We start from the raw sequence: 13,417 nt of genomic DNA on the forward strand, positions 1-13,417 counted from the left end.
ACACGGCCGGACCGCCGCGGGGGCAGTCGCTCCGCGGCGCCCGCCGGCCATGTGAGGAGGGGTTCACAACATGTCGAAGAAGTTCCTGACGCGGAGCGCGATCGCGCTTGCCGCGACGGCTACCTTGTTGCCTGTGGCGCCCGCCATCGCCCAGGACGCGCCGAAGCTGCAGATTGGCGGCACCACCTATACGAAGTGGCTCTGGGGCAACCTGCGCGACCAGGGCGCCATGTACAACTTCACCACCGTGCCCGGCGAGGGCTACGGCGACAACGGCCAGGGCACGGAGCTGGAGCTGCTGCTCAACGCCCGGCTCTCCAGCCAGGTCGAGGTGAAGGGCCGCATCCACAGCCGCTTCAGCCAGAACTTCTGGACGAACTTCGGCGGCTTCGGTGGAGACCCGTCCAAGCCCTGCGTCAACGGAGACTGCGGCGAGTTCGATCCGCGCTCCAACCAGTACATCAAGCTGCGCGGCATCGCCGTGGTGCTCACGCCGGGCTACCTCATTGACTCGGCCACCATCGGCGCCAATGACTTCGGCCAGTTCGATCCGTACGTCATCGGCCGCATCCGCTACATCGACCGAGACAACGCCAACGGCATCCTCATCCAGGGCTCGGGCTTCGACCGGCGCATCACCTGGGATGCCACGCGCATCAGCCTGCCCCGGCTGTGGGCCGGCCCGTCCTTCAGCACGGGCCTGTTCCACGCGGCGGACGCGGCGTACGGCTTCCAGACGAAGTGGACGCTGAGCGACGCGCTCGATGTGGGCGGCATCTTCAGCTACGTGAACGACGCCGAGGTGGCCCCCGCGGACGTGGACAACAACCTGGACGACGGGCGAGACCTGGTGCCGCGCTTCCGCAACGGCGTGGGCGGCGTGAAGGCCGGCTTGCGCGTGAGCGACAAGGTGGACATCCGCGGCTCGCTGTACCACTCGTACTCGAACGCGGACCCGGTGCTGACGCCGGCGAACTTCGGGCTCAACGGCTACTCGCCGGTGCTGGCCGGGCGCCACGAGGACAACAGCTTCAAGGTGGACGTGACGCTGACGGATCCGCTGGACATCGGCCTGTCGGTGAACGTGCAGGGCTTCAGCATCGGCTCGGACTACGTGGCCATCATGGCGGCGCGGCGCGAGTCGGACGTGCTGCTCACCGAGGGCCATGACGGCAGCTTCGCCTTCCCGGGCCCCTCCAACGCCTCGTACGGCGTGTTCAGCAACAACGCCACGCGCATTGGCTACGGCGGCTGGACGAGCGAGGCCCAGCAGGTGGCCACCATCAACGTGGACAACGACTTCACGGACTTCGACGAGCCCATGGCGGAGACGGCCATTGGCTGGAAGGGCATCACCGTGAACCCCGTCTACGGCAACGGGAACCTGGACCTTTCGGGTGAGTACTCGTTCATCACCTACAACACGAACTGGCAGGCGTATAACGACCCCGACACCTCGTACACGAAGACGGAGTACCCCACGGCGGAGCTGGACACGGGCGTGGGCCACAACTTCCGCACCGCCTTCCAGCCGTTCCAGGACAAGCAGACGCACATCGCGGTGATCAAGGGCAAGTATGTGCTGGACGTGGCCCGCGGCATCGACGTGTTCGGCAAGGCCAAGTTCATCCGCGAGCAGGACAAGCGCATCAACGACCAGCGCTTCCTGCCGTATCAGCAGGGCGCGTGCGCGGGGAATGGGCAGCCGTGCCAGGACCTCAAGAACGAGTACTCGCCGGGGCTGTCCACGGCGGACACGTTCGGCAACCCGAACGTCATCAGCGTGAACGGGCAGACGGGCTACCAGTGGAAGCCCTTCGACAGCCTGAGCGATGACGACCGGCTGCTGCGCTACTACGCCTTCACGGCGGGCGCGGGCTACCAGGTGTCAGACGACCTGTACGCGTCGCTGAGCTACACCAAGTACCTGGCGAACCTGTTCGACGGCAACACGGCCTTCCAGGCGTACAACCTCCACGAGATGGCCTCGGGCTTCCACAACAAGAACTCGATCCTGCTCAAGGCGAAGTACATCCTGGCGGGCGTGGAGTTCGGCGCGGAGGCGCAGTACGCGTTCGGCACCTTCAAGCCGGACTTCGGCACGGGCTTCGTGCCCACGGTGGCGGACGAGCAGACGGCCAAGGAGCACAACGTGGCGGTGGGCTCGCGCGGCTTCTTCAACCGCTTCAACGGCTGGAACAGCCTGGAGGAGCGCGAGTTCGAGCACTACCGGGCCAAGGTCTTCATGAAGGCCCAGTTCTAGGCAGCCGCTCGCTTCTTGCTTGAGAAGGGCCCGGCACGCGGCGACGCTGCCGGGCCTTTCTTTTGCCTCGAGGAGTCCTCTCCATGCCGTTGCTCCGCCGCTCCACCCTGTTGCTCGCGCTGGGGACCGCCGTGCTGGTCAGCGCGTGTCTCTCGCGGGGCACGCGGGGCGTCTCGTCCCTCTTCACCCTGGCGGACCCGCGCGGAGACGATCATGGCGACGGGGAGCTGCGCTACCCGCTGCGCGAGGACATGGCACCGGGCTCGATGGATCTGCTGCTGCTCGATGCGTACGCGGAGGATGAGGGCACCCGCTTCGAAGCCACCTTCGCCCGCCCCATCGTCAGGCCCCAGGCCGGGCAGACGGTGGACCTCTCCGGTGAGTCGCAGGCGCAGCGGGCGCGGTTCGGCTTCTACACCTTCAACCTGGACCTGTATGTGGACACGGATCGGGTGGAGGGCTCCGGCCGCACGGAGACGATGCCCGGCCGGAACCTGCAGCTGGCGCCCGGGAGTGGCTGGGAGAAGGTGGTCCTGCTCACGCCTCGGCCGTATGAGGCGCGGGACCGGCTGCGGGCGCTGTGGCTGCAGGTCGCTCGCGAGGAGCGGCAGAAGCAGCAGGGCCCGCTGGGAGAAGCGGCGGCGCGCGAGGTGGAGGGGGAAGTGGCGCGCGAGCTGACGGCGCGGGTGTTCTTCCCCACTCGGGTCCGCGTCACGGGAGCCACGGTGGAGTTCTTCGTGCCGAACGACTTCTTCGGGGGCGCGCCCCGGCCGGAGTGGGGCTATGCGCTCGCGGTGACGGGGGCGTCCCTCGAGAACAAGGTGGACATGCCCGCGTTCCTCGGGAAGACGGGGCCGCAGGGGCTGATGGTGCTGCCTATCGGACCGGGAGACTCGAAGGAGCGGTTTGGCGGAGGCAGGCTGGGAGATCCGAACCAGTCTCCCGTGGTGGACCTGATCGTTCCGCCGGGCATCACCCAGGAGCAGGTGCTGGGACCCAATGCGCCGCCCTGGCCCGCGGTGGTTCCAGCAGGCCCTGCGACTCCTGCTGCTCCAGAGTCGGCGCTGGATGGCGGCACTCCTGATGCGGCAGCACCCACGCCTCCCACGGGAGAGTGAACTCCTCGCCTACGGCTTCAGGCGCCAGATGCCCGTGGCTCGCGAGGGCAGGCTCACCTGCCACCCGTTTGCGGTCGACAGCAGCGTTCCGACGTTGCTGTCGGCGTAGAGCACTTCGGGAGTCGTGCCTTCCACGGAAAAGGGACCCGCCGTGAGGTTGTAGTCCGTGAGGTTGTGCACCACGAGCACCCGCTCGTCTCCCAGCGTGCGCACGAACGCCAGCGTCCCTGAGACACCCTGGGTCGAGGTGAAGAGCTTGAGTCCTCCGAGGCTCAGCGCCTCCGAGGCGTGTCGGGCCCGGATCAACGCTCGGTACCGGGAGAGCAGTGAGCTCGAGGCATCCGTCTGCTCGGCCACGTTGTGTCCCAAAGCGTACCCCGGCGCGAAGCCGTACCACGGCGTCCCCGTGGTGAATCCACCTCTCGACGAGTCATCCCACGGCATGGGCGTGCGCTTGGCCTCGTCACCGCTCGCGGTGCCGTTGGCCATGCCCAGCTCCTCGCCGTAATAAAGGAAGGGAGCGCCCGGCAGCGTCAGCAGCAGGGCCGCCGCGTTGGCCAGCTTGCCCGCGTTCCCGCCCAGCTGCGTGGCCACCCGCACCATGTCGTGGTTGGTGAGGAAGGGCGCGTCACTGATGCCCGCGGGGTACGCGGACGCCATCTCCGCCAGCTTCGCGGCGATGGGCACGGCGTTGCCTCCGTTGAGGCCCGCGAGGATCTGCTCCGAGAGCGGGAAGTTGAAGTTCAGCGGCAGCTCGTCCCCGCCTGGCACATTCTGCGTCGAGCCGTAGTAGGCGGAGATGACGGACGTGGTGCTCCAGTCCTCGCCCGCGAGCACCGCGTCCGGCTTCTCCTGCCGCACGTACGCGGAGAACTCCTTCCAGAAGGCGTGCGTCTCCGGGGTATCCGCCTGTCCGCCTCCGGCGCCCGTCTCGATGAGGTAGCGCGCCGCATCCAGCCGGAAACCATCCGCGCCGCGCGAGAGCCAGAGCGAAGCCAGGCGCTTCACCTCGGCACGCACCTCGGCGTTCTGCAGGTTCAGGTCCGGCATCCCGCTCCAGAAGACACCGTAGTAGTACGAGCCGTTGCGCGCGTGCCACGTGGGCTCATTGGAGAACTGGCTCCACGGCTGCTTCCAGCCCGGATCGTTCCCTCTCCACGAGTACCAACCCCGCTTCGCGGAGGTGGGCGAGGAGGCGGACTCCACGAACCACGGATGCTCCACGCTCGAGTGGTTGATGACGAAGTCGAGGATGACGCGCATCCCCCGGCGGTGGGCCTCGGCGCACAACTGCTCGAAGTCCGCCTCGGTGCCGTAGTCCGGCTCGATGCGCTCGTAGTCCACCACGTCATAGCCGTGGTAGCTGGGCGACACGAAGACGGGCATCAGCCACAGCGCGTCCACGCCCAGATCCTGGGTCGTGTTCGGATCCCCATCATTGAGGTAGTCCAGTCGGGAGATGAGGCCCTTCAGGTCCCCCTTCCCGTCTCCATTCGAGTCCTGGAAGCTCCGGACGAAGACCTCGTAGAAGACGGCCTTGCGGTACCACTCGCTGCCCGCCGCCGGAGCGATCTCCTTCGGCGGTGTCGGATTGCCCGGATTGTTCCCCGGAGGCTGCGTGGACGGGCCGCCTCCCGAACCGGAACCACAGGCCCACCCACTCAGGGCCAGCGCCAGCACCGAGCCACGGAGACGCCGGGCGATCCTCACTAGCGACCCACCACCTTCTTCAGGAAGCTCCAGAAGCGGCCCGCGCGATCGCGCAGGTCCGCGCCGCGCCGCTCCTCCGCCGCGCGCGCCGCGTTCTGATCGACCTTGAGCTGCTTGGCCAGCTGATCCGGCGTGTAGCGCGTGGCCAGCGTCGCGTGCACGGACTTGCGCGTCTGGTACTCGCGCGCCTCCACGTGCACCACGCACTCCGCGTCCAGCTTGATGGTCACCGCCACCCGCACCGAGCCCTTCGGCCCCTTCGGCAGGCCCTCGAGCCGCACCGTGCCCAGGTACTCGTTGGCGGAGATGTGGTTGTCCTCACCCTGGAAGATGGAGAGCTCCAGCACCTCCTCGTCGTCCCGGGCCGTGGAGATGGCGAACGAGCGCTGAGCAGGCAGCGGCGTGTTGCGCTCGATGACGCGCTGGAACGCACCGCCCGGCATGGCCAGACCGATGGTCATCGGCAGCACGTCGATGAGCACCACGCTGCTCACCTTCTCCAGCGCCGTCGAGTACAGCGCCGCGCCCAGCGCCACCGCCTCGTCCGCGTTCACGCTGGAGTGCGCCGACTTACCGAACAGCGCCTTGATCTTCTCGCGCACCAGCGGCATGCGCGCCTGGCCGCCCACCAGGATGATGTCGTCGATGTCGCTGGGCTTCAGCCGCGCGTCCAGCAGCACGTCCCGCACCACGTCCAGCGTGCGCGTGACGATGCCCTCGACGATGCGCTCCAGATCGTTGCGCGTCATCGTGAAGCGCAGATCCCTCGGCCGGCCCATCTCGTCCTGGACCAGCATGGGGATGTGGATCTCGTAGTGGTTGCGCTCCGAGAGGGCGATCTTCGCGCGCTCGGCCGCGTCGCTCATGCGAGACAGCGCCACGCCATCGCCCTGGAAGGGGACGTTCTCCAGTTGCTGGAAGCGCTCGAGCAGGAAGTCGACGATGGCGTTGTCGAAGTCGATGCCGCCCATGAACACATCACCACCGGTGGCCAGCACCTCGAAGACGTTCTTCTCGATGCGCAGCACCGTCGCGTCGAAGGTACCGCCGCCCAGGTCGTACACCAGCACGCGCTTGTTCAGCTCGCGGTTGAGGCCATAGGCCAGCGCCGCGGAGGTGGGCTCATTGAGGATGCGCTCCACCTTCAGGCCCGCCAGCGCGCCGGCCTTGCGCACCGCCTCGCGCTGGGGCTCGGAGTAGTACGCGGGCACCGTCACCACCGCGCGCTCCACCTTATGGCCCATGTGCTGCTCGGCCATCTCCTTGCACTCCTTGAGGATGAGGCCCTGCACCTCCTCCAGGGAGAGCACGTGGTCGCCCAGACGCACCGCCGCGCGGCCCATCATGTCGGGGACGATCTCGTAGTGGAAACGCTCGCGCACCTGCTTCACCACGGCGCTCTCGTAGGGGCGGCCCACCAGCCGCTTGGCGCCGTAGATGGTCTGCGTGGGGCGCATGACGAGCTGGCTCTTGGCGCGGTGGCTCACCAACAGCTTGCTCTGCGCGTTGAGCGAGATGACCGAGGGGATGGTGTTGTAGCCCTCCTTCGACCGCAGCACCGAGGGCCGGCCTCCCGTCATGATGGCCACGCACGAGTTGGTGGTCCCCAGATCGATGCCGATGATCGGCCCCGTGCCCGCCACCGGCGTGGGCGGCGGGAGGAACACGGTCGGCGGCATGAGCGCGCTGCGCGGAGGCTCGGGAGGCACGGGCCGGACCGGCGGAGACGGCAGCACCTGAGTGGAATCCGGAGAAGGCTTGGGCTCGGGGGCCCGAGGCGCCTCGGCACGGGCGGCAGGTGGGCTCGCCGGAGCCGCCGGAGCAGGTGGACTCGGGCGTGACACCTGTGGCGCGGGGGGAGCCGCCGCCGGCTGCGCGGGCTTCTTCGGGGCGGGGGGCGCTCGCCGAGGCCCTCGCCGGCTGGGATGCCCCGGCCTGTCCACGTCCAGGTCCTCGCCGTCGCCCAGATCGAGCTCGAACTCCACGCCCTTGCCGGGCTGGAAGACGTCCTCCGTGACATCCGAGGCGGACCGGAGTTTGGGCCCTTGCAACCCGAGGCCCACGTCGAAGTCGAACCCCTGAGGCTGGGCCGCCGGAGGAGGTGGCGGAGCGGAGGGCGCCACCGCGGGAATGGGCGCGGCGACGGGAGGCATCGCGGGAGCAGGAGGCCGGGCCTGAGGCATCTGCGCCGCGGGGGGCGGAGGCGCCGGGGGCGGTGGAGGCCGGGCCTGCGCCACGGGCGCTGGAGGCGGAGGCGGCGGAGGCGCCACGGGGCGAGCAGGAGCCACGGGAGGCGGAGGCGCGAAGGCGGGCACTCCCTGGATGACAGGAGCCGCGTACGCCCCATCGCCCTCCTCCAGAGGCATCCCGACGGCCACGGGTAGATCCCCGCCGAGCGACTCCATCTCGAAGTCGACGTCGGGCATGGGCTCGTCGAGGACTTCGAACTTCACATCGGACCGCCCCGGAGATGGGGTCGGCGATACCGCGATGAGCTCATCGACGTCGATGTCCACGTCGCTGTTCGGAGGCGGCGGAACGGCCAGGGGCGCCTGCTCCTCCTCCACCGTGCCGCCCAGGTCCGCGAGATCCATGAGCGCGCCCAGATCCGCGCTCTCCTCCTCGCGCTCATCGACGAGGATGGGAGCGATGGGCGGCATCTGCGGCGCCTTCGCGCCCGAGCCCTTCCGCGCGGCCGCGGGAGCCATGGGGGCCACGGAGGGGGCAATGGCCGGCAGTCTCGAGGCGGTGATCCTCTTGCCGACCCGGTCCAGCATCCCCTTGGCCAGCATCTCCCGCTCCAGCGCCTCGGCATCCGCGGAGGCAGACGAAGCGGAGGCCGCCGCCTTGTTGAGCTGGAGCATCCGGTCGATGAGAGCCTGGGTGACGGGGTCCAGCTCCTGGAACTGGAGCCCCATGCCCGGTGGGCCCTCGGGATCGTTGACGCCACGCACCCAGCGCACGATGGCCGTGCCGCGCAGCACCCGGACGCCGCCGGCGATCTGCACCTCGAACTTCACGGGCGTGCCCACCGGCTGCGGCGTGCGCGACCGGATGAACATGCCCCCAGGGCTGAGATTGGTGGCGAACTCCTCGGCGAAGCTCCCCACGTCCGAGTGCTTGAGCTTCACCAGAAGTCCGACGGCCTTCCGGTCCGTCGCGCGCCGCCCCTGTTCCATGATCAGAACTGTCGCGGCTCCGGTGCCTCCGGCTCAAGCTCTTAATGACCATCCCGGTTGCCCGGTTGACCCTCGGGCGGGACGTGTAGGCTCATGCCGTACCCAGCGGCCCTACCCGCCCCATGGCATCCTTGACGGATCGCCTTTCTCACGAGGCAGGAGCCCTGGAATGAACGCCGTCTCCCTCATGGCCCCGGCGCCAGTGCGCGCCGGCTGGCTGGTCGATCGCCGGCACGACCTGCTCTCCACGGTGGGAGGGCTGGGCGCGAGCCTCGCGCTGCTGGCTCTGCACGCGGCCGCGGGGGTGAACAGCCTGCTGCTCTGGTGGGTCTGGGTGCTGGCGCTCGACGGGCCCCACATCTTCGCGACGCTTTCAAGGACCTACCTGGACCGTCGGGAGCGCTCGGTGAGGGCGCGGCTGCTGGTGGGGAGCCTGGGTTGGTTCGCCGCCGGGCCGCTGTGCTTCGGCCTGTCCGTGCTGCTGGGCCGCAGGCTGCCGGTGGATCTGTTCTTCACCTTCGCGAACCTCTGGGCCTACTGGCACGTGGTGCGCCAGCACTACGGGGTGATGTCGCTCTACCAGCGCAAGAACGGGGACACGCATCCGGTGGACCGTCGCGTGGACAGCCTCACGCTGTACGTGGGGCTGCTGGCGCCGTTCGTGGCCTTCGCGCTCACGCACCGCGGGGCGAGGCGCATGCTGGGGCTGGGGGCCGAGCCGGGCGCGGAGCAGTTCGTGGCCCAGGCCGCGTGGTTCGTCACGCTGGCCGTGGTGCTGCTCTTCGCCGCGCGGCAGGTGCAGCGGTGGCGCGCGGGCCTGGGGGTGAACACGCCCAAGGTGATGCTGCTGGCGGCGGCGCTGGGGCTGAGCGCGCTGCTCTTCCTGCCCCAGGTGGTGAACCAGGTGGACTTCCTGATGGTCGCCGTGGTGGTGACGGCGTTCCACAACGTCCAGTACCACGGCATCGTCTGGTTCTATCACCGCAACCGCTACCACGGCCCGGGCGTGGACCGCGGCGCGTTCGGGCTCGCGCCGCGGATCAGCCAGCGCTTCATCATCTATGCGGCGTGTGGCATCGCCTTCACCCTCTTCTACCGCGCGCTTGGCTGTGGCTTCGGCGTCCACCCGGGCTGCAGCAGCTTCGACGCGAAGGTGATGCTGGGCCCCAGCCTGTCGCTGAGAGATCTGGTCGCGAGCTTCATCTGGGGCTTCGCGCTCCACCACTACTACCTGGATCAGAAGATCTGGCGCGTGAGCCGGGACAAGGGGCTCAACAAGGACCTGAAGCTCGCGGCCGCGTGAGCGCGCTCGGGCTCAGTGGTCGCCGTATCGCTTCTCGCCGGCCTCGACGCGCAGCTTGAGCCGGTTCTGCGGCGGCGGCAGCGGGCAGGTGGCGAACGAGGTGAAGGCGCAGGGCGGGTTGTAGGCCCGGTTGAAGTCCATCACGACCTTCCCGTCCTTGGGCATGTCCGCGTACAGGAAGCGGCCCGCGCCATACGTCTCGTCGCGATTGGTCAGGTCCCCGAAGATGAAGAAGAGCTGGTTCTCACCAGGCTCCACCACGGGCGCGAGCCGGTGCTCCTGGCCGTTCAAGGTGAAGACGACCGTGCCCGGAGAGACCATCTCCTCCACCTCTCCCAGCACGTTGGGCACCGAGAGCTTGTGCTCGACGGTGGCGGGCTCGAAGCGGCCCTCGACACGCCACGCGGCGCTCGGCGCGTAGGTGGGGATGCCGTGGAACGCCTTGCGCGTCGCCGCCTCCGAGTCCTTCACCCGCACGCCCAGCCGCTCGCCGCGGCGGATGACGAAGAAGCGCAGCGTGCCCAGCGCCAACGTGTCCGGCTTGCCCTCGACGTCGCTGCGCAGCGTGCCTCCGGCGAAGGGCTTCCCATCCAGCGTGGGCGAAACACCGGGCTGCAGGGACAGGCTCACCGTGTTGCCCTTGCGGGTGAAGGTGCCCGCATGGGCCGGCACGGAGGCGGGGAACACCAACGGATTGTCCGAGGCCGAGCCGAAGCGGTTGGCGCCCTCCTCGAGCCAATGCAGCCCCACGAGCGACAGCCACCCATCCTCCGAGGTGAGCCGGGCAACGCGCTCGGCGTGCCACGTACGGGTCTCGGCTTCGATTCCGGAAGGAGCTTTCATGGTCGAGGAAGAGGACGGGGAGGAAGAAGACTTTGTAGGGGGAGCTGCGGGAGGTGCGGCACTCACAGGTGCCGAGAGCCCCAAGGACAGCAGGAACAGGGAACTCCATCTCATGATCTGAACCTCAAACACACACATGACACACAAACTGGTCTGCAACACCTACCATCATTTCTGTTGCAGCACACAAGACCACAATGTACGGCGCAGCGAAAACGCCAGCCTCACGGTATGATTCAAGCATGTATTTTTGATGACTGCCTCTGCGGGTGATCTGGCAGCTCTTGAGGAGACCCTACCGTGTCCTTCGATAACGAGCGGCGCCGGCACCGGCGGTACCCATTGCGACTGGCCATCAAGCTGCACCGGGGCGACGAGGTATTGGACGCCGACATCATCAATGCCTCGGCGAGCGGCTGCCTCCTGCTGTCGGCCACGCCGCTGGAGGCGGGCCAGACGCTGGAGGCCAGCATCCCGGAACTGCTCATCCCTCGCACGCGCCTGCATATCCTGCGCTGCCAGTCGACGCCCTCGGGCTACATGGTGGCGGCGTACTTCGACGCGGCCATGGGCGACGAGGCCGCCATCGCCTGGCTCTCGGATGAGCAGCACCTGGCGAACGGCACCCCGCGCTGGCTGAACTGACACCGCCCCTCTTCCAAGTCCGGTGAGCAGCCCTCTGGGGCGTTGCTCCCGTTGACCAGTCGTGTCCACACGCGACCTGGGTCCAATGAGCGACCCGTCGCCGCATGGACATGCTCAGACTCCGACGCGTCGAACAGCCCCGACGCACGGCCCCGGATTCGATCACGAAAGAACCACCTGGGTAGGCTCCAGTTCAATGAAAGACTCATCCAACGAGAGGTGGGTCATTTCTTCCAGATGGGTCATTTCAACCCCATCTGTTCACCTTCCTCCTCAGTTTGGCTGAAGCTGAAACTGAACGGCTTGCGAAGCGTCCCACTTGCCAAAGAAACTCATAGGGTAGAGATTTTTTTACCCAATCTATTTGACCTGAACAAAAAAAATGCGCTAAAAACACACCCATCGGCATCAATTGGGGGGTCAATCCGACCCCTCTCCCGTCGACAGATTTCGGGGGGTTATCCAAACCGAAGCGGTGCGCCCTGGGAGTGGAGCACTGGGTCAAGGCGCGTCCAGTGAGGAGTAAAGAGATGCAGCGGGTCCTGGAGTATTTGAGGGAGAAGCAGCGGGACTTTGGTGGGTCCCCTTTCGTCCGCTTCCTTCAGGAGACGCGCTTCTCTCCGCAAGATCGGCTGAGCTTCCTGCCCTGCGTTGCGCCCTTCGTGCTGGGTTTCCGGGACCTGGACCGGGCACTCCGGGGGGGCGAGGTGGAACCCCCGGCCGACGGCACCAATCCCCATGAGGGCCCCCACTGGGCGCTGTACGTGCAGGATTTGCAGGTGCTGGGGCTGGGCACCGCAAACGACTTCGCCGGCATGCTGCGGCTGCTGTGGGGAGCGGATGGCAGCCAGACGCGCCGGGCCCTGTACGACTTGATCGACCTGGCGACGGGCGCGAGCCCCGCGAAGAACCAGGTCCTCATGATGGCCCTCGAGGCGATGGGCCGGGTGACGCTGGAGGCGCTGGCTCCCATCGTCCGAGCCTTCGAGGCGCGCAGCCGGAAGAAGCTGGTCAGCATCCCCTTCCTCTCTTCCAAGGTGGAGCAGGGGCTGTGGGCCGAGACCACCGTCGAGCTGGACCTACGGCCCGAGCAGGAGCAGGAGGCCCTGGCGGCGCTCGACGAAGCCTTCCAGTTGCTGGGTGAGCTGAGCGACCTGCTGCTGGCGCACATGCAGCACCAGCTCGAGGTGAAGCGGGCCCGGTTCACCTGGGAGCCCCCCTCGCGCCTGACGTTCCAGGAGTTCGGCACCGCGCGCATCCAGGCGCTGTGCGACGCGATCGGCTACGACGCCGAGAACACCGAGACGGTGAAGCGCTTCTTCACCTTCATGAGCAGCCCCTGGGGTGAGCGCCGCATCGGCACCACCCCACCGTGGAAGTCGGACATCACCGATGACCACACGCCCTTCGAGCTCTCGCTGGCCATCGAGAGCGACCGGCCCGAGGTCCGCTTCCTCATGGAGCCGCAGAACGCCGAGGGCTCCACCACGCTGCGCACCACGTGGGAGGACGGGCTGGCGTTGAACGAGCGGCTCCACCAGGAGTTCGGGGTGCGGCTGGAGCGCTTCGAGCAGGTGAAGGACCTGTTCGAGCCCGTCGATCCCAATGCCCGCTTCGCGCTCTGGCACGCCTTCTTCTTGAAGAGCAATGGCAGGCCGGACGTGAAGATCTACCTGAACCCGGCGGCGCGGGGCCCGCAGCACTCGAAGGCAGTGGTCCGCGAGGCCCTGGAGCGGCTGGGCTTCACGGGGGCCTGGCGCTGCCTGTCGGAGCAGGTGTGCGGCGAGAACGACCGCATCCTCTACTTCTCGCTCGACCTGTCGGCGCACCGGGCGGCGCGAGTGAAGATTTACGTCTCGCACCAGGACACGACGGCGGAGGAGCTCGAGTCCGTCATGGCCCTGTCCAAGGAGTACGTCCCCGGCGAGGCCTGGGTGTTCTGCCAGGCGCTGAAGGGCCCGACGGGGGCCTTCGGGACGGCGCGCACGGCGCTCACGTGCCTGGCGTTCACCTCGGATGAGGATGAGCGGCCCAGCAGCGTGACGCTGCACGTGCCCGTGCGCTGCTTTGCGCGCAGCGACGAAGAGTCCATGGAGCGCATCCGCTTCCTGATGGAGCCCCACAGCCACGCGGTGTTGGGGCGAGCAGTGGCGGCGCTCGCGCACCGGCCGCTGGACGTGGGCACGGGCCTCATCCAGTGGGCCTCCATGCGGCGGCAGGATGGCAAGGTGCGGACCACGTTCTACCTGGCCACCGAGGCCTACGGCGTTCCGGCCCAGCAGACCGTGGCGCCTCAGCCGGCGCTCCGAGTCTCCGCGGAGGAGAACCCGGAAATGCGCCGGCTGAACGCCTGAGC

General features: G+C 68.0%; 9 protein-coding genes. 6 read left to right on the forward strand and 3 right to left on the reverse strand.

Annotated features, from left to right (window positions below):
- Positions 1 to 70: 70 nt before the first annotated feature.
- Both KY501_RS05860 and KY501_RS05865 read left to right on the forward strand, forming a co-directional pair.
- On the forward strand, positions 71 to 2,263 hold the full coding sequence (locus KY501_RS05860) for a hypothetical protein (RefSeq protein ID WP_224361529.1): 2,193 nt from the start codon (positions 71 to 73) through the stop codon (positions 2,261 to 2,263).
- Positions 2,264 to 2,346: 83 nt separating this feature from the next.
- Positions 2,347 to 3,381, forward strand: a complete 1,035-nt coding sequence (locus KY501_RS05865) for a glucodextranase DOMON-like domain-containing protein (RefSeq protein WP_224361530.1) — start codon at positions 2,347 to 2,349, stop codon at positions 3,379 to 3,381.
- Positions 3,382 to 3,390: 9 nt separating this feature from the next.
- Here the strand turns inward: KY501_RS05865 and KY501_RS05870 are convergent, their stop codons facing one another.
- Both KY501_RS05870 and KY501_RS05875 read right to left on the reverse strand, forming a co-directional pair.
- Positions 3,391 to 5,091, reverse strand: a complete 1,701-nt coding sequence (locus KY501_RS05870) for an alpha-amylase family glycosyl hydrolase (RefSeq protein ID WP_224361531.1) — start codon at positions 5,089 to 5,091, stop codon at positions 3,391 to 3,393.
- Positions 5,091 to 8,270 (reverse strand): TIGR02266 family protein, encoded by a 3,180-nt coding sequence (locus KY501_RS05875; protein ID WP_224361532.1) that lies wholly within the window; start codon positions 8,268 to 8,270, stop codon positions 5,091 to 5,093. Before KY501_RS05875 ends, KY501_RS05870 begins: the two co-directional genes overlap by 1 nt.
- Before the next feature lie 169 nt (positions 8,271 to 8,439).
- Between KY501_RS05875 and KY501_RS05880 the strand changes: the two genes are divergently transcribed.
- A complete protein-coding gene (locus tag KY501_RS05880; protein ID WP_224361533.1) occupies positions 8,440 to 9,573 on the forward strand; it encodes a hypothetical protein in 1,134 nt (377 codons plus the stop codon).
- Between the two features lie 12 nt (positions 9,574 to 9,585).
- On the opposite strand, the gene KY501_RS05885 is transcribed toward KY501_RS05880, so the two are convergent.
- Positions 9,586 to 10,416 (reverse strand): DUF1684 domain-containing protein, encoded by an 831-nt coding sequence (locus KY501_RS05885; RefSeq protein WP_224361534.1) that lies wholly within the window; start codon positions 10,414 to 10,416, stop codon positions 9,586 to 9,588.
- Here KY501_RS05885 and KY501_RS53010 point away from each other — a divergent pair.
- From KY501_RS53010 to KY501_RS05895, 3 genes are all read left to right on the forward strand, one after another.
- On the forward strand, positions 10,415 to 10,537 hold the full coding sequence (locus tag KY501_RS53010) for a hypothetical protein (RefSeq protein ID WP_255635887.1): 123 nt from the start codon (positions 10,415 to 10,417) through the stop codon (positions 10,535 to 10,537). The two genes, KY501_RS05885 and KY501_RS53010, sit on opposite strands and share 2 nt — an antisense overlap.
- Positions 10,538 to 10,716: 179 nt before the next feature.
- Positions 10,717 to 11,061: a PilZ domain-containing protein gene (locus tag KY501_RS05890; RefSeq protein ID WP_224361535.1), complete on the forward strand. Its 345-nt coding sequence runs from the start codon at positions 10,717 to 10,719 to the stop codon at positions 11,059 to 11,061.
- Between the two features lie 530 nt (positions 11,062 to 11,591).
- Positions 11,592 to 13,415 (forward strand): tryptophan dimethylallyltransferase family protein, encoded by a 1,824-nt coding sequence (locus KY501_RS05895; protein ID WP_224361536.1) that lies wholly within the window; start codon positions 11,592 to 11,594, stop codon positions 13,413 to 13,415.
- Positions 13,416 to 13,417: the final 2 nt, after the last annotated feature.

Origin of the sequence: Hyalangium versicolor (genome assembly GCF_020103695.1) — a bacterium.
In the GTDB taxonomy this organism is placed as follows: domain Bacteria; phylum Myxococcota; class Myxococcia; order Myxococcales; family Myxococcaceae; genus Hyalangium; species Hyalangium versicolor.